At 69.1% G+C, this 23,239-nt stretch carries 24 protein-coding genes; 15 read left to right on the top strand and 9 right to left on the bottom strand.

The annotated features are described in order from the left end of the window. Positions 1-6 precede the first annotated feature (6 nt). The 6 genes from AC07NC_RS09870 to AC07NC_RS09845 all read left to right on the top strand — a co-directional run bounded on the left by AC07NC_RS09870 (position 7) and on the right by AC07NC_RS09845 (position 5,479). Entirely contained in the window at positions 7-504 is a 498-nt protein-coding gene (locus AC07NC_RS09870) for a Fur family transcriptional regulator (RefSeq protein WP_008259871.1), read from the top strand. A 77-nt stretch (positions 505-581) separates the two neighbouring features. Next, on the top strand, positions 582-1,964 hold the full coding sequence (gene miaB / locus AC07NC_RS09865) for a tRNA (N6-isopentenyl adenosine(37)-C2)-methylthiotransferase MiaB (RefSeq protein WP_494569483.1): 1,383 nt from the start codon (positions 582-584) through the stop codon (positions 1,962-1,964). Beyond that, the gene (locus tag AC07NC_RS09860) at positions 1,964-2,950 is read left to right on the top strand and encodes a PhoH family protein (protein WP_494569425.1); all 987 of its coding nucleotides are present in this window, start codon (positions 1,964-1,966) and stop codon (positions 2,948-2,950) included. The genes miaB and AC07NC_RS09860 overlap by 1 nt, the downstream gene beginning before the upstream one ends. Continuing rightward, on the top strand, positions 2,947-3,411 hold the full coding sequence (ybeY, locus tag AC07NC_RS09855; protein ID WP_291754815.1) for an rRNA maturation RNase YbeY: 465 nt from the start codon (positions 2,947-2,949) through the stop codon (positions 3,409-3,411). The genes AC07NC_RS09860 and ybeY overlap by 4 nt, the downstream gene beginning before the upstream one ends. Positions 3,412-3,413: 2 nt before the next feature. After that, entirely contained in the window at positions 3,414-5,045 is a 1,632-nt protein-coding gene (gene lnt, locus AC07NC_RS09850) for an apolipoprotein N-acyltransferase (RefSeq protein WP_494569424.1), read from the top strand. Positions 5,046-5,065: 20 nt separating this feature from the next. Further along, positions 5,066-5,479, top strand: a complete 414-nt coding sequence (locus tag AC07NC_RS09845) for a helix-turn-helix domain-containing protein (RefSeq protein WP_035310355.1) — start codon at positions 5,066-5,068, stop codon at positions 5,477-5,479. A 6-nt stretch (positions 5,480-5,485) separates the two neighbouring features. Here the strand turns inward: AC07NC_RS09845 and greA are convergent, their stop codons facing one another. Further along, a complete protein-coding gene (greA, locus tag AC07NC_RS09840) occupies positions 5,486-5,965 on the bottom strand; it encodes a transcription elongation factor GreA (protein ID WP_494569423.1) in 480 nt (159 codons plus the stop codon). Positions 5,966-6,028: 63 nt separating this feature from the next. On the opposite strand from greA, the gene AC07NC_RS09835 reads away from it, so the two are divergent. Both AC07NC_RS09835 and AC07NC_RS09830 read left to right on the top strand, forming a co-directional pair. After that, on the top strand, positions 6,029-7,243 hold the full coding sequence (locus tag AC07NC_RS09835; protein WP_494569422.1) for a TIGR03862 family flavoprotein: 1,215 nt from the start codon (positions 6,029-6,031) through the stop codon (positions 7,241-7,243). Positions 7,244-7,281: 38 nt separating this feature from the next. Then, positions 7,282-8,931: a M28 family metallopeptidase gene (locus AC07NC_RS09830; RefSeq protein ID WP_494569421.1), complete on the top strand. Its 1,650-nt coding sequence runs from the start codon at positions 7,282-7,284 to the stop codon at positions 8,929-8,931. Here AC07NC_RS09830 and AC07NC_RS09825 read toward each other — a convergent pair. Next, positions 8,928-11,276, bottom strand: coding sequence for a sensor histidine kinase (locus AC07NC_RS09825; protein ID WP_292147643.1), 2,349 nt, complete (start codon positions 11,274-11,276; stop codon positions 8,928-8,930). The genes AC07NC_RS09830 and AC07NC_RS09825 overlap by 4 nt on opposite strands. 127 nt (positions 11,277-11,403) lie before the next feature. On the opposite strand from AC07NC_RS09825, the gene AC07NC_RS09820 reads away from it, so the two are divergent. Further along, complete coding sequence (locus AC07NC_RS09820; protein ID WP_008263498.1) at positions 11,404-11,814, top strand: metallopeptidase family protein; 411 nt, start codon at positions 11,404-11,406, stop codon at positions 11,812-11,814. 4 nt (positions 11,815-11,818) lie between these two features. Here the strand turns inward: AC07NC_RS09820 and AC07NC_RS09815 are convergent, their stop codons facing one another. Next, the gene (locus tag AC07NC_RS09815) at positions 11,819-12,514 is read right to left on the bottom strand and encodes a MarC family protein (RefSeq protein WP_035310495.1); all 696 of its coding nucleotides are present in this window, start codon (positions 12,512-12,514) and stop codon (positions 11,819-11,821) included. 88 nt (positions 12,515-12,602) lie between these two features. On the opposite strand from AC07NC_RS09815, the gene pyrF reads away from it, so the two are divergent. After that, positions 12,603-13,334 carry an orotidine-5'-phosphate decarboxylase gene (gene pyrF / locus AC07NC_RS09810; RefSeq protein ID WP_494569420.1) on the top strand — a complete coding sequence of 244 codons (732 nt, stop codon included), beginning with the start codon at positions 12,603-12,605 and terminating at the stop codon, positions 13,332-13,334. Here the strand turns inward: pyrF and AC07NC_RS09805 are convergent, their stop codons facing one another. Both AC07NC_RS09805 and AC07NC_RS09800 read right to left on the bottom strand, forming a co-directional pair. Next, the gene (locus AC07NC_RS09805; protein WP_494569419.1) at positions 13,335-14,246 is read right to left on the bottom strand and encodes a hypothetical protein; all 912 of its coding nucleotides are present in this window, start codon (positions 14,244-14,246) and stop codon (positions 13,335-13,337) included. 64 nt (positions 14,247-14,310) lie between these two features. Beyond that, entirely contained in the window at positions 14,311-14,568 is a 258-nt protein-coding gene (locus AC07NC_RS09800; protein WP_008263466.1) for a DUF1674 domain-containing protein, read from the bottom strand. Positions 14,569-14,662: 94 nt separating this feature from the next. Between AC07NC_RS09800 and htpX the strand changes: the two genes are divergently transcribed. Then, positions 14,663-15,634, top strand: a complete 972-nt coding sequence (gene htpX, locus AC07NC_RS09795; RefSeq protein WP_494569418.1) for a zinc metalloprotease HtpX — start codon at positions 14,663-14,665, stop codon at positions 15,632-15,634. 173 nt (positions 15,635-15,807) lie between these two features. Here htpX and AC07NC_RS09790 read toward each other — a convergent pair whose 3' ends face one another. Then, positions 15,808-16,983 (bottom strand): acetyl-CoA C-acetyltransferase, encoded by a 1,176-nt coding sequence (locus tag AC07NC_RS09790; RefSeq protein ID WP_035310186.1) that lies wholly within the window; start codon positions 16,981-16,983, stop codon positions 15,808-15,810. 157 nt (positions 16,984-17,140) lie between these two features. Between AC07NC_RS09790 and trhA the strand changes: the two genes are divergently transcribed. From trhA to AC07NC_RS09775, 3 genes are all read left to right on the top strand, one after another. Beyond that, positions 17,141-17,854, top strand: a complete 714-nt coding sequence (trhA, locus tag AC07NC_RS09785) for a PAQR family membrane homeostasis protein TrhA (RefSeq protein ID WP_008261552.1) — start codon at positions 17,141-17,143, stop codon at positions 17,852-17,854. 103 nt (positions 17,855-17,957) lie between these two features. Next, entirely contained in the window at positions 17,958-18,593 is a 636-nt protein-coding gene (gene phaR, locus AC07NC_RS09780; RefSeq protein ID WP_494569417.1) for a polyhydroxyalkanoate synthesis repressor PhaR, read from the top strand. After that, on the top strand, positions 18,590-18,949 hold the full coding sequence (locus tag AC07NC_RS09775; protein WP_292147637.1) for a hypothetical protein: 360 nt from the start codon (positions 18,590-18,592) through the stop codon (positions 18,947-18,949). Before phaR ends, AC07NC_RS09775 begins: the two co-directional genes overlap by 4 nt. Before the next feature lie 224 nt (positions 18,950-19,173). On the opposite strand, the gene AC07NC_RS09770 is transcribed toward AC07NC_RS09775, so the two are convergent. The 3 genes from AC07NC_RS09770 to AC07NC_RS09760 form a co-directional block, all read right to left on the bottom strand. Next, positions 19,174-19,596, bottom strand: a complete 423-nt coding sequence (locus tag AC07NC_RS09770) for a hypothetical protein (protein WP_008259054.1) — start codon at positions 19,594-19,596, stop codon at positions 19,174-19,176. 90 nt (positions 19,597-19,686) lie between these two features. Continuing rightward, the gene (locus AC07NC_RS09765; protein WP_494569416.1) at positions 19,687-20,601 is read right to left on the bottom strand and encodes a hydroxymethylglutaryl-CoA lyase; all 915 of its coding nucleotides are present in this window, start codon (positions 20,599-20,601) and stop codon (positions 19,687-19,689) included. Then, complete coding sequence (locus AC07NC_RS09760; protein ID WP_494569415.1) at positions 20,598-22,298, bottom strand: ArnT family glycosyltransferase; 1,701 nt, start codon at positions 22,296-22,298, stop codon at positions 20,598-20,600. The genes AC07NC_RS09765 and AC07NC_RS09760 overlap by 4 nt, the downstream gene beginning before the upstream one ends. Before the next feature lie 76 nt (positions 22,299-22,374). Here AC07NC_RS09760 and AC07NC_RS09755 point away from each other — a divergent pair, with 76 nt between their 5' ends. Further along, positions 22,375-23,112, top strand: coding sequence for a glycosyltransferase family 2 protein (locus tag AC07NC_RS09755; protein ID WP_494569414.1), 738 nt, complete (start codon positions 22,375-22,377; stop codon positions 23,110-23,112). The last annotated feature ends 127 nt before the right edge of the window (positions 23,113-23,239 follow it).

The raw sequence follows: 23,239 nt of genomic DNA, 5'->3' as shown, positions 1-23,239 counted from the left end.
AGGGTCATGGACCGGATCGAAAAACTCTGCGCCGACCGCGGCATGCGTATGACCGAACAGCGTCGGGTGATCGCCCGGGTGCTGTCCTCGGCGGAAGATCACCCGGATGTGGAGGAGCTGTATCGCCGCGCCTCCTCCATCGATCCGCACATCTCGATCGCCACCGTCTATCGCACCGTGCGCCTGTTCGAAGAGGCGGGCGTGGTCGAGAAGCACGACTTCGGGGACGGACGCAGCCGCTATGAGGAGGCGGGCGACGACCACCATGACCACCTGATCGACACCAAGACGGGCGAGGTGATCGAGTTCTTCGACGCCGAGATCGAGAAGCTGAAGACCGAGATCGCCGACCGGCTGGGCTTCGAACTGATCGGTCACAAGCTGGAACTGTACGGCGTGCCGATCGAGGGCGCTGAACCGTCCAAGCGCGAGGGGCTGATCTTCAAGCGCCATGCCGCCCGCGTAAACCCCGCCGATCTGCCCGCAGACGTGGATGCGGGCTGAGCCTCGGTCTTGTCGTCGCCTGTCCGGGCGATCATAAGCCCGGCATGACCGAAATCCGGGTTCAAGAAGCCGAAGCGATGCTGGAGGCGCCGTCAAAGCGCCTGTTCATCAAGACCTACGGCTGTCAGATGAACGTCTATGATTCAGAGCGCATGGCCGACGTCCTGCGCCCCCTGGGCTATGCCGTCACCGAGGATGTCCGGGCCGCCGATTTCGTCATCCTGAACACCTGCCACATCCGCGAGAAGGCGGCGGAGAAGATCTATTCCGAGCTGGGCAAGCTGCGCGAACTTCGCGACATCAAGCGCGAGACCGGCGGCGACCTGACCATCGCGGTCGCCGGCTGCGTCGCCCAGGCCGAGGGCGAAGAGATCATGAAGCGCCAGCCGGCGGTCGATATCGTCGTCGGCCCCCAGGCCTATCACCAGCTGCCCGAACTTCTGACCCGCACGGCGCGGGCGCGGGGCGAGCGGATCGGCGCTGACTTCGCCCCCGACGACAAGTTCGACGCCCTGCCGGCCGCGCGTCTGACCGAAGGCCCGACCGCCTTCCTGACGGTGCAGGAGGGCTGCGACAAGTTCTGCACCTTCTGCGTCGTGCCCTATACGCGCGGCGCCGAATGGTCGCGGCCCCTGGCCTCTGTGCTGGAGGAGGCGCGGGCCCTGGCCGGCCGCGGCGTGCGCGAAGTCACCCTGCTGGGTCAGAACGTCAACGCCTATGACGGCGAACGGCCGGACGGCCGAAAGTCGAGCCTGGTCGAGCTGGCTTACGCCCTGGCCGAAATCCCCGGCCTTGACCGGATCCGCTATACGACCAGCCATCCCAACGACATGTCGGACGACCTGATCGCGGCCCACGGCGATCTGGACGCCCTGATGCCCTATCTGCACCTGCCGGTGCAGGCGGGCTCCGACCGGATCCTGCGGCTGATGAACCGGAAACATGGCCGCGAGAAATATTTCGACCTGATCGCCCGCATCCGCGCGGCCCGGCCGGACATCGCCATGGCGGGCGACTTCATCGTCGGCTTCCCCGGCGAGACGGACAGGGAGTTCGAGGACACCCTGGATCTGGTGCGGCGTGTGAACTACGCGGGGGCCTTCGCCTTCATGTATTCGCCCCGGCCCGGCACCCCCGCCGCCGGCATGGGCAAACAGGTCGAGCCGGAGGTGGCCAAGGAACGGCTGCACCGTCTGATCGAACTGCTGATCGAACAACAGACCGCTTTCAACCTCGCCCAGGCGGGCCGCACCCTGAATGTGCTGTTCGACAAGCCGGGCCGACACGGCCACCGTCGCCAAGCGATCGGTCGATCCCCATATCTTCAGTCTGTCCACGTCGATGACGCGGATCATCTGATCGGCCAGATCGTTCCGGTCGAGATCATCGCCGGCCAGCAGAACAGTCTGACCGGTCGGCTCGTCTCCGCAGAGGCGGCGAAGAAAGAAAAGGCGGCCTAGTGGCGAGAGACTCCGAGTTCGTTCCCCTGAATGACGCTGAACTGCGTGCGGTGATCGGACCCAATAGCCGTCACGTCGCCCTGATCGAGGACGCCTTCAAGGTGCTGGTCGAGGCGCCGGGCGGCGGGGTCTCGGTCAACGGCGGCACGCGCGACCGATCCGACGCCCGCCATGTGATCGAGGACCTCGCCAAGCGCGCGGCCCTGGGCGCCGAGGTGACCGAAGCCGACGTGCGTGCGGCCCTGGGCCAGGCGCGGGGCGGCAAGGGCACGCCGGGCATGGCGGCGGCGGGGGTGTCTCTTCCGGGCGGCAAGCGCGGCGCCATCGTGCCCAAGACCAAGGCCCAAGCCGCCTATCTGGACATGCTGGGCCGGTGCGAACTCAGTTTCGGCGTCGGCCCGGCCGGCACCGGCAAGACCTTCCTGGCCGCCGCCTATGGCGCCTCCCTGTTGCGGCGCGGACAGGTGGACCGGCTGGTCATCACCCGGCCGGCGGTCGAGGCGGGCGAGAAACTGGGCTTCCTGCCCGGCGACCTGAACGAGAAGGTCGATCCCTATCTGGCCCCGATCTGGGAGGCCCTGAACGACATCCTCGGCGCCGAAGACGTGCAGCGCCGCCGCGACAAGGGCGAGATCGAGGCCGCGCCCATCGCCTTCATGCGCGGCCGCACCCTCAGCCACGCCTTCGTCATCGTCGATGAGGCGCAGAACACCTCGCGCCTGCAGATGAAGATGGTCCTGACCCGCCTGGGCGAGGGGGCGCGGATGGTGGTGACGGGCGACCCGTCGCAGATCGACCTGCTGAATCCCCGCGATTCCGGCCTGGCCCACGCCCTGCGCATACTGGACGGGGTCAAGGGCGTCGGCATCCTGAAGTTCGAGGCCTCGGACGTGGTGCGTCACGCCATGGTCGAGCGGATCGTGCGCGCCTACGACGCCGACGCCGCAAAAGGGCGTCCAGCTCCGGACCTTGAAGACCCCGCATGATCGAGATCGAAGTCGAGGCCGAGGCCTGGACCGGCGCCCTGCCGGAAACCGAGGCGGTGGTGACGAAGGCGGCCGAGGCCGCGCTTGGCGCCGTCGCGGGCGATGTGGTCGTACTTCTGACCGATGACGAGGCGGTGCGGGAACTGAACGCCCGGTTCCGGGACAAGGACCGGCCGACCAATGTCCTGTCCTTCCCCGCGCCCGAAAGCGCCGCCCCGCACCTGGGCGACATCGTCCTGGCCTACGGCGTCTGTGCATCCGAAGCCCAGGCCCAGGGCAAGACCCTGTCGGACCATCTGAGCCATCTGGTCGTCCACGGCGTCCTGCATCTTCTGGGGCGTGACCACGAGGACGACGCGGAGGCCGAGGAAATGGAGGCCGAGGAGCGCGAGATCCTGGCCGAACTGGGCGTCGCCGATCCCTATGCCGCCGAATCCGCTGACCTTGGGCAGGACGTTTGATCATGTTTCCCGACGCCGCCCTGGAGCGGTTCGCCGACCGTATCCGCGCCCTGCCCGAGCGGCGGCGCGCCCTGACCTGGCGGTTGATCCGCATCGGCCTGGCCCTGGTGGCCGGGGCGGGAACAGCCCTGGCCCATCCGCCGTTCGGCCTGCTGTTCGGCCTGTTGGGCTATCCGCTGCTGATGATCCTGTCCGAGCGGTCGGACACGACGCGCGGCGCCTTCTGGATGGGCTGGCTGGCGGGCTTCGCCTATTTCTTCATCGGCTGCTGGTGGGTGGCCGAGGCCTTTTTCGTCAATCCGGAACAGGCCTGGATGGCGCCCTTCGCCGCCAGCCTGCTGCCGGCGGGCATCGGCCTGTTCTGGGGGGCCGCCTGCGCCCTTTATCGCCGGTTCGCCCCCATCGGGGTGGTCCGGGTCCTGCTGTTCGCCGCCCTGTTCTGCGCCGCCGAATGGCTGCGCGGCCATGTCCTGACCGGTTTTCCCTGGAACCCGGCGGGCGCGACCTGGCGGGCGGGAGGCGGCATGTCGCAGTTCGCTTCGGTGGTCGGCGTTTATGGGCTGAGCTTGGTCACGGTCGCCGCGACAGCGGCCCTGGCGCCCTTGATCGGCCCCGGCGCGGCGCGCAGCCGTCTGATCTCGGCAGGACTGGGCGTCCTGGCCCTGGTTTCGGCGGGCGTCTTCGGCGCCGTGCGGCTGGCCCAGGCCGATCTGCAGTTCACCGACACCCTGGTCCGCCTGGTCCAGGCCGATGTGAAACAGGAGACGAAATGGTCGCCGGAGGCCTATCGCTCCATCGTGGATCGCTATGTCGCCCTGACCGGCCAGCCCGGCGCCCGGGTTCCTGACGTGGTGGTCTGGCCCGAGGGCGCCCTGCCGGCTTCGGCCAACGAGGTTTTCGCCTCGACGGATGCGACGGCCATCGCTGGCGCCCTGCGGCCGGGTCAGACCCTGTTGATGGGGCTGGCGCGCGGCGAGGCGGATCCGACGGCCCCGGGGGGCGGCCGCTATTACAACAGTCTGTTCGCCCTGGCCGATGAAGGCGGGCCGGGCCTTCGGATCGCCGCCGTTTATGACAAACACCGGCTGGTCCCGTTCGGCGAATATCTGCCGCTGGGTTCGGTCATGACCGCCATCGGCCTGCGCAGCCTGGTGCATATGCCCAGCGATTTCTCCGCCGGTCCGACCCCGGCGCCGATCCAGATTCCGGGCGCGCCGCCGGCTCAGATCCTGATCTGCTACGAAAGCCTCTATCCCGGCTTCACCCCCGGATCTGCGGGCCGCCCGGACTGGATCGTCAACGCCTCCAACGACGCCTGGTTCGGGGCGACCTCGGGTCCCCGCCAGCATCTGAACCTGGCTAGCTATCGCGCCATCGAAACCGGACTGCCCATCGCCCGGGCCACGCCGACGGGAATTTCGGCCATGATCGACCCCTGGGGCCGGATTGTGGACGGGCAGCGTCTGGACCCCGGCGTCATGGGGGTGATCGACGCCCTCCTGCCGCGCCCGACCGGCGTCACCCCCTATGGGCGACTGGGCGACTGGCCTTTTCTGGCGGCCCTGCTGGCCGCCGCGCTCGCCGGCTTGTGGCCGCTGATTCTAAGAACTAGGGTTCCTCGAATCGGTCAGTGATTTGAGTGGGCGGGGACGGCATGGCGCGTGAGAAGCTCGAGGAGCCGCATCCCGTTGATCGCCACGTCGGCCGCCGCGTTCAGGAAAAACGCCTTGATCTGGGACTGACCCAGACCGCCCTGGCCCGCGCGGTCGGCGTCAGCTTCCAGCAGGTTCAGAAGTACGAGAAGGGCGCCAACCGCGTCTCGGCCTCGAAGCTGTTCGAGATGGCCGAGTTCATGAAGGTGGACATCCCCTTCTTCTTCCAGGGTTTCCACGACGCCCAGCCGGGCGTGGGGGAAGAAGAGGCGCCCGGCTTCGACCACGAGCACAAGCCGACGAAACACAGCGTCGAGATCGCCCGCCTGGCCCCGCGCCTGCCGGCCCGGAACCAGAAGCTGATCCTGGACATGATGCGCGAAATGCTGGGCGAGGGCGCCGACAAGCCGGGCTGAGCCCGATCAGCCGACGGCGGTGATCTCCACCGACTGTCCCGCCACCACGGCCTCGTCCCCGATCCGCTTGCCCAGCAGGGCGCGGGCCAGCGGCGAGACATGGCTGACCGAGCCCTTGGCCGGATCCGCCTCGTCCTCGCCGACGATCCGCCAGGTCTGGGTCCGGCCGTCCTCGCGTTCGATGGAGACTGAACCGCCGAAGCGCACTCCGCCGTCGTCTGCGGTGGGCTCCTGCCGTTGGGCGGAGGCGCGGCGGGCGGACCAGTAGCGCAGGTCCCGCGTCGCGCGCGCCATGGCGGTGCGGTCGCTTTCGATCGAGCCCTTCACCTGGGCGGCGGTATAGGCGGCGCGGGCGGCGGCCAGTTCGGTTTCGATCAGGGCCAGGCCTTCGGGCGTGACCAGATTGGGGTGGGGTGAGATCGGCCGGTCCGCCAGGTCGGCGGCGGTGGCTTCCAGATCTTCTTCTCGGGTGAATGCAACGCTCATGGTTCGGAACATAGCGACGCGCGTGCCTATAGCCAGCGTCGCCGCGAGCGGGCAAAGCGGGGGATGACCCAATCCAAACGTCAAGTCCATGTCATCGGCGCCGGTCCCGCCGGTCTGATGGCGGCTGAACGCCTCGCCCAGGCGGGTCTGAGCGTCGTGGTTCACGAGCGGATGCCGTCCGTCGCACGCAAATTCTTGATGGCCGGTCGCGGCGGACTGAATCTGACCCATTCGGAGCCTCTGGACCGGTTCCTGACCCGCTATGGCCCGGCCCAGGCGCCTGTCTCGCCCTGGATCGACGCCTTTACGCCCGCCGACCTCACCGCCTGGGTCGAGGGCTTGGGCCAGCCGACCTTCGTCGGGTCCAGCGGGCGGGTGTTTCCCCGCGCAATGAAGGCCTCGCCCCTTCTGCGGGCCTGGTTGGCGCGACTGGGTGATCTGGGCGTCGAGATCCGCACCCGGTCGCGTTGGGTCGGCTGGCGCGACGGGGCCCTGGCGTTCGAGACGCCGGACGGAGAGCGGCTGGAACGGCCGGACGCCGTGGTCCTGGCCCTGGGCGGCGCCAGCTGGCCGCGCCTGGGTTCGGACGGCGCGTGGAAGCCCTGGCTTGAGGCCAGCGGGGTCGCCGTCGCGCCCTTCCGCCCCGCCAATGTGGGGTTCGATCTCGCCTGGTCCCCGCTGTTCCGTGATCGGTTCGCGGGTCAGCCGCTGAAGGGCGTCGCCCTGACCCATGGGGAGAAGACCGCGCGCGGCGAGGCCATGATCGCCCGGTACGGCCTCGAAGGCGGCGCTGTCTACGCCCTGTCGGCCACGCTGCGGGCGTCGGTAGAGGCGGACGGGCGGGCCGATGTCCACATCGATCTGAAGCCGGATGTCGCGGTCGGCAAACTGACCGACCGGCTGTCGAAACCCCGGGGCAAGGCCAGCCTGTCCAACCATCTGCGCAAGGTGGTCGGGCTCGAGTTGGCCGCCGTCGCCCTGCTGTATGAAGCCGGTCCCCTGCCTGTTTCCCCCCGAGCCCTGGCCGAACGGATCAAGGCCATGCCCCTGACCTTGACCGGCGTACAGGGTCTGGAGCGCGCGATCTCTTCCGCCGGCGGGGTGGCGCTGGACGGGGTGGACGAACGGCTGATGCTGGTCGCGCGACCGGGCGTTTTCGTCGCCGGCGAGATGCTGGACTGGGAGGCCCCGACCGGCGGCTATCTGCTCCAGGCCAGCTTCGCCTCGGGCGCTCAGGCGGCGCACGGCCTTGTCGATTGGCTCGACAGCCGGGGCTGAGAGGGGCAGGGTCGAGGGCTCGCCGTTAGGAGTTCCCGATGCGCCACGCCCTGCCCGCCGTTTCCGCCCTCGCCCTGATGATGGCCTGCTCCTCGGCCCAGGCCGGTGACGCCGCTGCGCCCGACATCGACGCCGCCCGGATGAACGAGGCGGTGCGGGTGCTGGCCTCGGACGAATTCGAAGGCCGCGCCCCCGCGTCGCCCGGTGAGGAAAAGACCGTGGCCTGGCTGGTCGAACAATTCCGCGCCGCCGGCGCCGAGGGCGGCGGTCCGGACGGGTCCTTCGTCCAGATCGCCCATCTGTCGCGCACGCGCCAGGACGGCCCCGCGACCGTCGCCGCCCAGGTCGGCGGCCGCACGATCGCACTGGAGCGGGGTCCGGACGTCCTGGTCTCCAGCGACCGTCCCACCGACCATATCGCCGTGACCGACGCCCCCGTCGTCTTCGTCGGCTATGGCGCCACTGCGCCCGAGCGCCAATGGGATGATTTCAAGGACGTGGACGTGCGGGGCAAGGTCATCATCGTCCTGGTCAATGATCCGGATTTCGAAGCCCCGGCGGGGGATCCGGTGGCCGGCAAGTTCGACGACAAGGCCATGACCTTCTACGGCCGCTGGACCTATAAATTCCTCGAGGCCGGCCGTCGCGGCGCGGCGGGCGTGCTGGTGGTGCATGAGACGGCCGGCGCCGGCTATGGCTGGTCGGTGCTGCAGAACTCGTCGGCCGCGCCCAAGTTCGACATCGTCCGCGCCGACCCGAACGTCGAGCGCGCGCCCTTCCAGGGTTGGATCCAGCGGGCCAAGGCCGAGGAATTGTTCACCGCCGCCGGCCTGGACTTCGAAGCCTTGAAGGCGGGCGCCCGCAGCGCGGACTTCAAACCTGTCGTCCTGCCGGGGATGACGATGAGCGTCGATTTCGGACAGATCGCCGACCGGGTGGAGACCAGGAACGTCATCGCCCGCATACCCGGCTCCGAACGACCCAACGAGACCGTCATGTACGGCGCCCACTGGGACGGTTACGGCGTGGGCACGCCCGACGCCTCGGGCGACACGATCTATAATGCGGCGGTGGACAATGCGACCGGGGTGGCGGCCCTGCTGGAGCTGGCCCACGCCTTCGCCGATGCGCCGCGTCCGAAACGTTCGGTGGTCTTCGCCGCCTGGTCGGGCGAGGAGGCGGGCTTGCTGGGTTCGACCTATTACGCCGCCAATCCGGTCTGGCCGCTGGAGACGACCGTGGCCAACATCAATGTCGACAGTCTGCTGCCGGGAACCGAGATCGACCCCAATGTCGTCGTCATCGGCAAGGGCAAGAACCAGCTGGACGAGGTTCTGGCCCGCCATGCGACCGCGACCGGCCGCACCCTCATCGCCGATCCCGCGCCCCAGGCCGGCGCCTTCTATCGCTCGGACCACTTCCCCCTGGCCCTGAAGGGCGTGCCGGCCCTGTTCCCGGCCGCCGGTTTCACCGGCGCCAGCGCCGCCAGCCGCGACTATGTCCAGAACCGCTATCACCAGCCGTCGGACGCATGGGATGCGACCTGGCGCATGGACGCCGCCGCCGCGGATGTGGCCCTGATCTACGCCGTCGGCCGCGACCTGGCCCAGTCCGACGCCTGGCCCGAATGGAACCCCGGCGCCGAGTTCGGCCCTGCGCGGGATCAATCCAAGGCTCTGCGGCCCTAAGAGGCCGCCGTCTGGAAGGAGGGCACGACGAGCTGCAGCTCGGGCGCGGCGGCGCTGGTCGCGGCGCCCAGCGGCAGGTGCAGGATGAAGGCGGCGCCCTTGCCCGGCTCGCTCTCGACCTCGGCCCAGCCGCCGTGCAGCTCGACCAGGGCCTTGACCAGGGCCAGGCCGACGCCGGGGCCGCCGCGCTCGCGCCGCACGAACCGGTCGAAGACGTGGGCCTGAAGATGATAGGGGATGCCGCGTCCCGAATCCGACACCGTCACGCGCATTTCCGACGGGCCCATCTCGGCGGACAGGGTCACGGCGCCGCCTTCGGACACGGCGCGGGCGGCGTTCTCCAGCAGGTGGTTCAGGGCCTGGCCGATACGGTGGTCGTCCGCGCGGATCGGCTTCAGACCCGGCGGGCAGGTCACGGTCAGGGTCGCGCCCCGGCCCTCGACCTTGGCGCGCACCCGTTCGGCGGCCTGCTCCAGCAGATCCTGAACGCGCACGTCGCCCAGCGACAGCTCCATCTCGCCGGCGTCGATCTGGGCCATGTCCAGGACGTCGTCGATGGATCGGGCCAACTGGCTGGCGGCGACGCGGATGGCGCCGGCGTGCTGGCGGCCGCGTTCCGGCAGGTCGCCCATGGTCTCGAGCAGCTCGGAATAGCCGACGATGGTCGTCAGCGGGGTGCGCAGCTCATAGGAGACGCTGCCGACGAACTCGCGTTTCAACGCCTGGCTCTCGGCCAGAGCCTGTTCCCGCTGAACCAGGGCCTGTTCCAGACCGCGCCGGGCCGTGATGTCCGAGAAGGCGACCAGGGTGGCGCCGTCAGGGAGAGGGCGAGTCTGCCAGGCCGCGATCCGGCCGTCGATGGTGCGGCCTTCGCCCGATATGGCGACCCGGCTTTCGGGATCGGGATCGGCGACGCGGGCCTTCAACCCCAGCCACAGGGCAGGATCAGGCAGGACGGCCTTGCACAGTTCGGCCAGGGCGTCGAAGTCGGTCGAGCCGGCGATCTGTTCCGCCGACAGTTTCCAGAAGGTCTCGAACGCCTCGTTGTGCAACCGCAGCCGTCCGTCCGAACCGAACACCGCGACGGCGTCGTTCAGCTTGTCCAGGGTCGCCGTCTGGACCTGAATCTGGGCGTTGAACCGGCTTCTCAGGTTCAGTTCGTCGGTGATGTCCGAGAAGATCAGCAATATGCCGCCCAGCGGATGGGGCTGGCGCACGACCCGCAGGGTGCGACCGTCCGGAAGCGACCAGCTGTCGTCGGGCGAGGCCTGGGAGGCGCCATAGAATTCCAGTTCGCGCGCCTTCCAGCCCGCATAGTCCATGACCTCGGGCAGGCGGCGGCGCTGACGCAGCCGGTCCAGCAGTTCGGCGTGGGTCGGGCGTTCATCCAGCCAGGCGGGGTCGATGTCGAACAGGGTCTGGAAGGCGGTGTTGTGGAAAGCCAGCCGCTTGGACGGGCCGAAGATGGCCACGGCGTCAGCCAGATGGTTCAGCGTCTCGTCATGGGCGTCGACGTGGCGACGCAGGGTGTCGCGCGTCTCTTCCGCCTCGGTCACCTCGATGGCGAAGGCGGTGACGGCGCCGCCGCCGGCCGGTTCGGCGATGATCCGCCAGGCGCGGCGATGGCCGCCGCCGGTGGTCCAGCGGAAGCCCTCCTGGCGCACGCCCAGCCGCCCGGCTTCTGCGACCAGGGCGTCGGCGCCCCGGTCGAACGACAGGCCCTTGTTCCGCGCCGTCTCGACGCTGTCGGCGCCGATCTCGTGCAGCCAGACCCGGTTGGCCCAGGCCAGTTTGCCGGCGCCGTCCACCACCCAGGTCGGGATCGGCGAGGCGTCGCCCAGCAGCGCCAGGCCGCTCTCGGTCGCGTCGGCGCCGGTCAGCATGACGCGCGACGCCGGTGACAGTCTCAGCCAGGCGCCGCCGCCGGCCACCCGTCCCTCGATCCGCCAGGGTTCGACGTCGCCCAGTTCGATCAGACCTTCGAACGCCTTGCCGGCCGTCACCAGACCGTCGATCAGCACCACATAGGAGGTCTTCAGCCGGGTCAGCAGGGCGTGTCCCGCCGTATCGCCGCTGGCCTCGGTCAGGCGATCGATCAGTTCGGGCGGGCCGATGGGGGCGCCGCTGGCTTCGCCTTCGGGGGTCAGGGCCAGGCTGACGTCGTCGAAGGCGCGCAACATGCTGTCGTGGCGGCTGAGATCGGCGACGGCCGCCGCCCGCTCGCCCTCAGCCAGGGCCGTAGCGGCGTTCAGCCTGGCGCGCAGACGCAAAGCCCAGGCGCTGACCGCCAGGGCTAGCCCGGCTGCGCCCGCAGTGGCGACATAGGCGATGTCGGCCTCGGCCATTCTTGTCCCTGGGTCCCGCGACCTGATTCGGCGTTCACCATACCGCAAACCCGGCCAGAAAAAGTCAGTCTTCGTCGCGTCATCGCGCCCCGTTGCATGGCGGGCCCCAGACGGCGATAGCGGAGGCATGACCGACGCGACCGCCGATCTCTTCGCCCCCTCTCTCGACGATTTCGCCCGACTGGCGCGCGAGGCGTTCGACGCCCTGCCGGCCGAGTTCCGGGCGGCGGCTGGCGAGGTGGTGTTCCGCATCGACGATTTCGCCGACGAACAGACGCTGGCGGATCTGGAGATCGAGGATCCGTTCGAACTGACCGGCCTGTATCATGGCGTGGACATCGGCCGACGCGACAGCCTGGGACCGGCGGCGGAGCCGTCGCGGGTCTTCCTGTATCGCCGTCCGATCCTGGACGAATGGTGCGAGCGCGGCGACGTCGGCCTGGCCGAACTGATCGCCCACGTCCTGATCCACGAGATCGGCCACCATTTCGGCCTGTCCGACGACGATATCCACGCCATCGAGGACGACGCCGACTGAAGCCTTATTTGGTGGCCGGGTAGGGGGTCGTCACCGCCCCCGAGATCATGCCGGGGATGGCCTCGCCCAGACCCAGCAGGATGAACTGGATCGCCAGGGCGCACAGGATCAGGCCCAGGACGCGCACGATGATGGCCATGCCCACCTCGCCCAACAGGCGGCTGAGCGATCCGGTCATGGCGAAACAGACGAAGGAGACGGCGCAGGCGGCCGCGATGGCGACCAGCGACCCCATGGTTCCGGCATAACCCAGCTTGGCCGCCTCGCCCGCCTGGATGATGACCGCCGAAATGGCGCCGGGGCCGATCATCAGCGGGATGGCGAAGGGCACGACCAGGCGCTGGAACCGGCGACGGGCGTAGCCGCGCACATCCTGGCTGTCGGCGATGGCGTCCTTGTCCGCGAACAGGGCCAGGAAGTCGCCGCGCGCCATGTCCAGGCCGAGGAGCAGCAGCAATATGCCCCCCGCGATCCGGAAGGCCGCCAGCGAAATGCCGAAGAACTGCAGCAGGCCCAGGCCGGTGAACAGGAAGAAGGCCAGGAAGACGGCGGCGAAGGTGCAGATCAGGGCCGAGACCGAAATCCGCTGGCGCAGCGTCGCCCCGGCCGTGGCGGCGGCGAAGATCGGCAGATTGCCGATGGGATCGAGCAGGGCGAACAGGGTCACGAACAGGTTGACACCCAGATCGACCGCGTTCATCGCCTCGCCTCGCTCTTGAAATTCAACACGCCGGCCGCGCCGACGCACCCCTTGCGTCCTCGCATAGCCGCTCAGCGCGAGTCCGTCGATGACCCAGACCGAAACCTTGGCCCCCAATCGCGGTCCAGACGAACGGATCATCTGCGCCCTGGACGTCCCGACCATCGCCGAGGCGGCCGCCCTGGTCGCGCGGGTCCAGGACGCGGTGGGCTTTTACAAGATCGGGCTGCAGCTGTTCGCGGCGGGCGGCATGGACCTGGCGCGTGACCTGAAGACCGAGGGACGCAAGGTGTTTCTGGACTGGAAGCTGCACGACATCGGCGCCACGGTCGAGAAGGCGGCGGCCAATCTGGCGGACGCCGGCTGCGACCTGCTGACCGTTCACGCCCGGCCCCAAGTGATGGCGGCGGCGGCGCGCGGCGTGGCGGGGTCGGGCTTGAAGGTGCTGGGGGTCACGGTCCTGACCAGTCTGACGGCGGAGGATCTGGCCGCCGACGATCACAGCCTGTCGCCGGCCGATCTTGTCGAGCGCCGGGTCCGACAGGCGCTGGAGGCGGGGATCGACGGCGTCGTCTCCAGCCCCCATGAGGCGGCGCGGGTGCGCGAGATCGCGGTCGAGGCCGGCCGTCCGGACTTTTTGATCGTGACCCCAGGGGTCCGGCCCGCAGGCTCGGCCCTGGACGATCAGGCCCGGGCCGCGACGCCCGAAGCGGCGCTCCAGGCAGGGGCGACCCATCTGGTGATCGGCCGCCCGATCACGGCGGCGGCCGATCCCCGGACCGCCGCCCTGGCGGTCGCCGAAAGCATCGCCCTGATCTGATCAGCCGCGCTCGCCCGGCTCTTGGGCGTAATGCTGGCGCGGCGGGGCTTGCGGCGCGACATAGCCGGGGGGCGGGAGGTCGCCGTAATAGTCCTGGACGGGCAGCGGCGCGTGGACTTCGGGCGGCGCGACATGGATCTGGGCCGGGGCGATTTCGACCGGCGGCGCCTGCACATAGACGGGCGGCTGTTCGATATAGACCGGCGGGCCGGTCACGATCTCGGGCGGCGCGATGTTCACCTGAGAGGGGGCGACATAGATCCGCTGCGGCGCGACATAGACGGGCGGCCCCTGAACCTGGATCGGGGCCTGCACATAGGCGCGCTGCTGCTCGTAGTAGCCGCCTTGTTCGTAGCCGCGCTGCTCATAGTGTTCGTACCGCTCCTGATAACGGCCTTCGTACCGGTCTTCGCGATAGGCCGGGCGCGGGGCGGGGCGGCAGTCGCAATCGACCGGGCGTTGCGGCTGATAAGGGCGCCAGCCGATATAGTCGCGCCCGAAGCCATAGGCGGGATAGCCGACCGGGGCGCTGACCGGGGCCGGGCCGACGAAGTTCACGGGCGGGCCGGGAATATAGCCGCCTGAATATCCGCCGTCGGCGTAACCGCCCCCGCCGACATAGGTCACGCCGCCGCCGCCGCCGCGGCTGAAGCTGGACGAATGGGAATAGGCGCGGGCGTTGACGGCGGAATAGGCGGCCGCGCCGGCAAAGGCCGAGGCGTTGGCCCCCGCATTCACGTTCACATTGACGTTGCTGTTGTGGCCGCCGCCGTAATGACCCCCGCCCCCGTGTCCGCCGCCGCAGCTTCCACAGCCGCCGCCGTGGCCGCCAGACGGCCCACCGGCGAGGGCGGGAGCGGCGGAAAGCAGAAGGGCCGCCGACGCGGCCGCGATCGTGGACTGTATCGTCACGGGACAGACTCCTCTGAATTGTCTCCGTTCAGGCAAGTCCCGCGCCCCGCGGATTTGCACCGCGTCAGAAGTCGATGGCCAGGCCCTTCTTCTCCCAATCGCCGTAGCGGGTGGGTTCGGGACCGCTCGGTCCCCCGTGTTCCGGATCGGTCTGGGCGACCTGTTCGGCCGCGCGACGATCGGCCGCTTCCAGCAGGGCGCGGCGTGCGACGTCGCTCAGCGGCTTCTCCGGCGTCGCATGGGGGATTTCGGCGTTGAAAACAGGCGCGTTTTCATTGTCGGGCGAGGGGGCGGCCCCCTCGGGGGTGGGATGTTCGGTCACAGGTCGGCTCCCTTGAGGGCGGCGTCTCATGGCCTCAAATAGTCGATTGAAGCCGCGACGCCAGAAAAACCGGATGATCGCGGATGGAACGACGATGAACCATCTGAAGACCTTCATCCTTCTGGCCGCCTTGACCGCCCTGTTCGGGGGTGTGGGTTATCTGATCGGCGGCGCGACGGGCATGGCCGTGGCCCTGGTGTTCGCCGGCGGGATGAACCTGTTCAGCTACTGGAACGCCGACAAGATCGTGCTGAAGATGTACCGGGCCCAGCCGGTCGACGAGCAACATCCGAACGCGGTGGTGCGCAACTATGTCGCCGACGTGCGCCAGATGGCCCGCGACGCCGGCCTGCCCCAGCCCCAGGTCGCCATCATCCCCAGCGACCAGCCCAACGCCTTCGCCACCGGCCGCAATCCGGAACGGGCCGCCGTCTGCGCCACCACCGGCCTGCTGGACATGCTGACGCGCGAGGAGGTGCGCGGGGTGATGGCGCACGAACTGGCCCATGTGAAGAACCGCGACACCCTGATCATGACGGTGACGGCCACCATCGCCGGCGCGATCGCCGCCCTGGCCAATTTCGCGCTGTTTTTCGGCGGCGGCGAGGACCGCGAGCGACCGGGCGGCGTCATCGGAACCCTGGCCCTGATGATCCTGGCGCCCATGGCCGCCGGCCTGGTGCAGATGGCGATCAGCCGCGGCCGCGAATACGAGGCCGACCGTATCGGCGCCGAGATCGCCGGCGACCCCCAGGCCCTAGCCTCGGCCCTGCAGAAGATCGACGCCTACGCGAAGCGGATCCACAATCCGACGGCCGAACGCAATCCGGCCTCGGGCCAGATGTTCATCATCAATCCTCTGGCGGGACGCGGCGCCGACAACCTGTTCTCGACCCATCCGGCCACGGCCAACCGGGTGCGCGCCCTGGCGGAGCTGGGCGCCAAGATGGGGGTGCGTCCTCGTGCGGCTGCGACGCCGCCCGTCTCGGCGGTTCCCGTCACGCCACGTCGCGCGACCACCGGCGTGCCCGCCACCCCTGGCGAACCGCGCGGCCCCTGGGGCTGATCGCGGCGTTTTGACCCGTCTTTGCCGTGTACGCTCGGCGCGGGGATCCATTCAGACGGAGGCCTGACCAATCAGGGGGCATGTCGCGTCTGCGCTCGGCGCGTAAACCCCGACCGTCAAGTCCCGTCATCCTTGGGACCGGCCCGAGGGCGACGGATCAAGGAGAGGGCGGCTCAGCTCCGCTCCACGCACATGGCCACGCCCATGCCGCCGCCGATGCACAGGGTCGCCAGGCCCTTTTTCGCGCCCGACCGCTTCATCTCGAACAGTAGGGTGGTCAGGATGCGGGCGCCCGAGGCGCCGATGGGATGGCCGATGGCGATGGCGCCGCCGTTGACGTTGACCTTGGCCGGGTCGAGACCCAGCTCCTTGACCACGCACAGGCTCTGGGCGGCGAAGGCCTCGTTGGATTCCACCAGGTCCAGGTCGGCGACGGTCCAGCCCGCCTTTTCCAGCGCCTTCTTCGAGGCGGGGATCGGCCCCGTGCCCATGATCGCCGGATCGACCCCGGCCGTGGCGGACGAGACGATGCGGGCCAGGGGCTCCAGGCCGCGGGCCTTCGCCTCATCGGCGCTCATCAGCACCAGGGCGGCGGCGCCGTCGTTCAGGCCCGAGGCGTTGGCGGCGGTGACGCTGCCCGCCTTGGCGAAAGCCGGCCGCAGTTTCTGCATCAGCTCGATGGTCGCGCCGTGGCGGATGTATTCGTCCTTGTCGACGACGACGTCGCCCTTCTTGCCGGGAATGACGACCGGAACGATCTCGGCGTCGAACCGACCTGCGTTTTGCGCCGCCTCGGCCTTGTTCTGGCTGGCGAGGGCGAATTCGTCCTGGGCCTCACGCGTGATGGCCCATTTGTCGGCGATGTTCTCGGCCGTCTGGCCCATGTGATAGCCGTTGAAGGCGTCCCACAGCCCGTCCTTGATCATGGTGTCGATCAGGGCGACGTCGCCCATCTTGTGCCCGGCCCGAAGCTGCTGGGCGTGCGGCGCTTGGCTCATGCTCTCCTGGCCGCCGGCGACGACGATCTTCGCATCGCCCAGCGCGATCTGCTGGGCGGCGATGGCGACGGCGCGCAGGCCCGAGCCGCAGATCTGGTTCAGGCTCCAGGCCGGCGCCGCCTGGCGCACCCCGGCGCCGACGGCGGCCTGACGGGCCGGGCCCTGTCCGGCGGCGGCCTGCAGCACATGGCCCAGGATCACCTCATCGACCTCTTCGCCCGACACGCCCGCCCGTTCCAGCGCCGCCCGAATGGCGACCTCGCCCAGTTTCGACGCCGGCAGCGCGGACAGGGCCCCCAGGAAGGACCCGACGGGCGTGCGGGCTGCGGAGACGATGACGACCTCGGTCATGGGATTTCACTCGATGCGGAATAATGAGTTGCCGTTTTGCCGCATCCCGGCGGCTTCGTCACCTGTGGCCGAAACAGACCGCCGCAGATTCAGTCATTCGTCACCCTGTCGGCGCATTCTGGAGGAACGATACGGACGATCCCGGATTTGATTGGCCATGCTCCGCACGCTGAAACGCTTCGCCGCCCACGTCTGCACGCCGGACGAGCTGGACATGATCGAGCACTACCAGACGCGCGCCGAAAGACTGGCGGACCTCTGGGTCCATGTCGTCGGTCTGATGCTGGCGGCGGTCGGGGGCGTCATCCTGGCCGGTCTGGCGGGAGTCTACGCCGGAATCGGCGGGGTCATGGCCACGGCCATCTACGCCCTGTGTCTGGTCGGCATGCTGACCGCTTCGACGATTTACAACTGGACCAAGCCTTGCGCCGCGCGACCCGTGCTGCGACGGCTCGACGAGGCCGCCATCTTCCTGATGATCGCCGGCAGTTATACGCCCTTCACCACCCAGAGATTCGAAGGACTGTGGTCGGTCGGTTTCACCGCCCTGATCTGGACCCTGGCCTTCGTCGGCGCCGGGGTGAAACTGTTCGCGCCACGCATTTCCGACAAGTTCTGGAGCGGCGTCTATGTGGTGTTCGGCTGGCTGGCCGTGGCCGCCCTCAAGCCCATGGTCGAGACGGTCCATCCGGTCGCCCTGGCTCTGCTGGTGATCGGCGGTCTGATCTACACCGCCGGGGTCCTGGTCTTCATCAGCCCCAAGGTGCGTTTCCGCCGGGCCATCTGGCACGGTTTCGTCGTCACCGGCGCGACCGTCCACTGGACGGCGGTTCTGGTGGGCGTCGTGCTGGCCCCCGCGATGAGCCACTAGGATCTCCGTCCGATCCCTGCGTGTTCAGGTCGCCGAATCCCCCCTCTGGCGCATCGCGTCGCAACGGAGGATAGTGACGCGTTGCAACATCGCGAGAACAAGCGTGGCTGACGAAAAGATCAAGGGTGGAAAACACGGCGACGGCGCCCAGGTCGTCATCAAGAAGTATGCGAACCGCAGACTCTATAATACGCGGACCAGCGCCTATGTGACGCTGGAGGACCTGGCCGCCATGGTGCGCGAAGGCACCGAGTTCGTCGTCTATGACGCCAAGACCAATGACGACCTGACCCGTCAGATCCTGACCCAGATCATCTTCGAGGAAGAAAGCCGGGGCGAGGCGCTGCTGCCGGTGCAGTTCCTGCGTCAGCTGATCGGATTTTACGGCGGCTCCATGCAGGGGGTTCTGCCCTCCTACCTGGAGATGTCGCTGGCCAATTTCGGCCGCCAGCAGGAACAGTTCGCCAGTCAGATGAGCCGGGCCTTCGGCACGGGATCGGGCGCGACCCTGATGGAGGAGGCGGCCAAGGCCAACATGGCCATGTTCGAACGGGCCATGCAGATGTTCCCCGCCTTCGGCTATTCCCGGACCGAGCCCCAAACCTCGTTTCAGGCGGCGGCCGCTGAAACCGGGAACGAGGCTCCTGCAGCCCCCGACGCCCTGGACGAGATGCGTCGCCAGATGGACGAGATGCGCGCCCAGATCGATCGTCTGGCGGGCGGGTCGAAGGCGAAATGACCGAGCGCATAGGAGCGGTCGGCGGGCCTGAGCGGATCGATCGCCGCGAAGGCGAGCGCCGGGAACGCGAGCGCCGGGCCGATCAGGAGAGGTCTCGCGCCCTGGTTCCGGTCGAACCCGCCGAACCCGAGTTCAAGCCCGAAACCGCCCCGGCAAGACCTGCCGTCCATGTTGCGGCCGACCCCGGTGCGGCGGCCTTTGTCGCCCAGCAGATGGGGCAGCGCGGCCAGAAGCGCGGTCTGCGCGGCGGCCCCCCCGTGCTGGGCGCGGCCCGCGCCGCCTATATGGGCGCCGAATATTCAGGCGAGGCGGAGCGGCGTCCTCCCTTGGGCCGGGCGGCCAAGACCGACATCTGACCGTCGCCGGGGCTGAGCGGCACGGGGTTTGCTGGGACGGGGGCAGGACGCCTCTTTTCGGACCAGCCCATGCCCGCCCTTCATCTCGCCGCCAAGGTTTTCGACGTCGCCGTCGTCGCCCTGATCTTCACGGCCTTTTCTTAGGGGCCTATCGCCCTGTCGGGCTGCTTGAGGCCGCACGGGGCCCATCCCTCTGTCGGGCGGCCTGAGGCCTGATCAAGCCGTCAGTTCCCGAGGTCGAAGTCCTTGCGGGACGAGATGATGGTGACGATGAAACCCGCCAGCACATCCAGCAGGATCATCACCACGATCAGGAAGAAGGTCGAGGTGGCGAAGCCGCGGATCAGCAGGAACTCGACCAGAACGACGATGAACAGAACCATCGACAGGGCGTGATTGACGATGGCGACCTTCTGGCTGGAGGTCGACTTGATCAGCTCGAAGAACAGCAGGATCAGGCCCAGGAACAGGATCAGGTCGCCCGAGCCGATATTCCACTGGGCGCCGGACGCCATCGGGATCGAGAACATCGGATCGCGCAGAATGGCGTCGGCCTGGGCCATGCCCATGTCGCCCGGCGCGCCGAACAGCACGACGATATTGTACAGGATCACCGGGATCAGCAGCAGGGGTATGGCGATCAGCATGGCGGTCCTCCCCGGCGCAACGGCTGCGCTTGTTAAGCTTGATTAACTCTATTTGACCGGTTTCGCCACGCCGGAGGTGTGACGGCGCCCTCAGTGGCGGGGAAAGCCGCCTGCGCGGCTGAGGGCGGACGGGGCCGGGCGGCCGAGGGCCTCGCCGATCCAGCGGGCCGTGGCGATCAGGGCGTCCAGGTCATAGCCGGTCTCGAATCCGCTGCGCGCCAGCATATAGACCAGGTCCTCGGTGGCGATATTGCCGGTGGCACCCGGGGCGAAGGGACAGCCGCCGATACCGCCGACCGAGGCGTCCAGAACGTCGATCCCGGCCTCGACCCCGGCGTAGGCGTTGGCCAGGCCGGTGTTGCGGGTGTCGTGGAAATGCAGGCGCAGCACGGCGTCGGGCGCGGCCTTGCGGGCGGCCTCGACCTTGCGCGTCACGGCCCAGGGATCACCGGCGCCGATGGTGTCGGCCAGGCCGATCTCTGCGACGCCCAGTTCGGCGATGGCCCCGACCATGTCCGTGACCTGGTCCACCGAGACCTCGCCCTCGAACGGACAGCCCCACACGCACGAGATCATGGCCGACAGGGACGGGGCGCCGTCCGAGGCTTCCGCATTGTGCCTGCGGGCGACGATCTCGCCCAACATGGCCAGCTGGTCCTTCACCGACAGGCCCTGGTTCTTCAGGCCGAAGCCGTCGGTGGCGGCCACCGAGACATTGACCTCGTCCACCCCGGTCGCCAGGGCCCGGTCATAGCCCTTGCCGTTCAGGACCAGGCCGATGCGGCTGCGGCCCGCTGCGTGCGGCAGGGCGGCCATGACGGCTTCTGCGCCCGCCATCTGCGGCACATATCTGGGATGGACGAAGGAGACGGCCTCGATCCGTCGGGCGCCGACCGCTTCCAGCCGCCGCACCAGATCGACGCGGACGGCGGGGTCCAGCACGGTTTTCTCGTTCTGCAGCCCGTCGCGGGGGCCGACCTCGACGATCTGGATGAACCGGCTCATGGGGCTTCGCCTGCGCCATCGCCTGCGTCATCGCCTGTTCCGGGCCGGGGCGGCGGCGCATAGACGGTCAGGGTCATCTCGTCCCCGCCCGAATAGTTGTAGCCCCGCACCACCCCGACGGCGCGGCCCGAAACCCCCAACCGGCCGGCGGCGTCGCGGAAGGCGTCGGCGTCGCGCGCCTCGACGATGGCGGGCCGTCCCTCGGCCAGGGCGCGGGCGGCGCCTTCGGCGTCGGTCAGGTCCGTGTCCCGGCCGGTCAGGAAGACGAAGCTGGGCTCATGATAGGTGGTGATGGCGACCGGGCCGGGCGTGCGGCCCTGGCGCGGATGCAGGTCGGCGGCCTCCAGCGTCTTCTCCAGCTGGGGGGCGATGGCCAGGGGGCGCAGCTGGCGGATGGTCCCGGCCAGGGCGCCGTGGGCCACGATGCCGAAGGCCAGGGATGCGACCAGGGCCGCGACCGGGGCCCGGTTCAGCAGCAGGAAGGCGCCCACGGCGGCTGCGGCCAGGGTGGTGACCACGGTCAGGGCGGCCCAGGTCTGGGCCGTCGAGGTGCCATAGACGGTCAGTCCATAGACGGTGACGCCGATGATCAGCAGGGCGGCGAACAGGGCCAGAACGGCGCCGGTGATGCGCGACACCTTGCCGATGGGCCGCGCCAGGGCGGCGGCGGCCAGCAGGGCCAGCGCCCCGAAGGTCGGCAGGGTGTAGTGCCACAGCTTGGTCGGGGCCAGTTCGAACATCAGCCAGCCGGGAACCAGCCAGCAGACCAGGAACCGGATCGCCGGCTCGGCCCGCCGGCTCCAGCCGGTCGAGACGGCGGCCGGCAGCAGCAGGGTCGAGGGGAAGAAGAGCAGGGGGGCCAGCAGCAGATAGAGGCCGGGGAAGCCCGAATGGCTTTCGTGGGCGCCGGCGATCTTGGGCGCCAGGTCGCCGCCGATGGCCTCGCGCCAGAAGCCGCCGTCGGTGGCGATGGTGATGGCGATGGCCCAGGGCCCGACCATCAGGGCGACCAGGGGCAGGCCCCAGCCCCAGCCGAGGCGCGCCAGCCATTTGATGTTCCGGTCCCAGATCGACAGGGCGATGACGGCCAGGGCGATGACCAGAAGCCCGATCGGTCCCTTGATCAGGATCGACAGGCCGACCCCGATCCAGAACAGCAGCTTGTGCGGCCGGATCGGCCGTTCTCCGGCCCGTGTCGCCATATAGATCCGCGCCAGGGCCGCCATGGCCAGGGTGGTGGCGCCGCACAGCATGGCGTCGGTCTTGGCGATGCCCGCCTCGGTCGACAGCAGGAAGGTGGCCCCCATGATCGCGCCGCCGAAGAAGCCGACACGGGCGCCCAGGAGGGCTGACCCGGCCCAGGCCACGGCCCAGGCGGCCAGCATGGCGCCGAGCAGCGACGGAATCCGGTAAGGGGCGATGTCGCGATCCTCGACATCCGAGGTCAGGGCGACGGCGGCGGCCTGCATCCAGTAGATGCCGACCGGCTTCTTCCAGCGTGGTTCGTCCTGGAAGCGGATGTCGACATAGTCGCCGCTCTCCAGCATCTGGGCCGTGGCCTGGGCGAAACGGCTCTCGTCCCGGTCCAGCGGCGGCAGCAGCAGCAGGCCGGGCAGGCCGGCGATCAGCGTCAGCAGGGCCGCCAGGAGCGGACCCTTCCAGCCGGCGATGCGGCGATCCAGATCGAAAGTCTTCATGAGAGACTCCTTACACGGCGACCGGCCCGTCGTCAGCCGTCTCCCCTAAGCCGTCGATCTCGTCTATGGAGCGGCCATGACCGCCGAACACAATCCTGCGCCTCTGATCTCCGTCGTCGTGCCTGTCCATGACGAGGCGGGCGCCGCCGTGCCCCTGGCCCGCGAGATCGCGGCCGCCTTCGCCGGCCGATCCTATGAGATGATCTTCGTCGATGACGCCTCCAGGGACGCGACCCTGTCGGAGCTGAGGGCCGCCATGGCCGAACTGCCGGCCCTGCGGGTCCTGGCCCACGGGACCAATGCGGGCCAGAGCCGGGCGGTCCGCACCGGGGTGCTGGCCGCCCGCGCCCCCGTGGTCGTCACCATGGACGGCGACGGCCAGAACCCCCCGGCCGACGCCCCGCGCCTGGTCGACGCCCTGCTGGCCGCCCCCGCCGACGTCGGCCTGGTCGGCGGCCGCCGCGCCAAGCGACAGGACAGCCAGGCCAAACGCCAGGCCTCGATCTGGGCCAACCGCATCCGCCGCCGCCTGCTGGGCGACGACGCCGACGACACCGGCTGCGGCCTGAAGGCCTTCCGCCGCGACGTCTTCCTGCGCCTTCCCTATTTCGATCACATCCATCGCTATCTACCGGCCCTGATGATCCGCGAAGGCTTCCGCAACCAGTATCTCGACGTCGACCACCGCCACCGCGAGACGGGCCAGTCGAAATACACCAACTGGGGCCGTCTGCGGGCCTCCTTCTCGGACCTGCTGGGCGTCATGTGGCTGAAGACCCGCTCGCGCCGTCCGGGCGCGATTTCGGAATTCTGACACGGCGAAACGCTCCGTCCGTTCGGCGGAGTTGGAGGCCCTTTGGAAGCGGAGGGCTGGGCGGGGCGCCGGGCCTTCGCCCGGAGTTTTGTGTTTTGAGTACCGTTTCGACGAAGGTTTGACGCCC

The sequence above is a fragment of the Brevundimonas sp. GW821-FHT10A07 genome (assembly GCF_059415785.1).
Note: the sequence above shows the minus strand (reverse complement) of the source record. Positions and strands in the feature narration are given on the sequence as shown.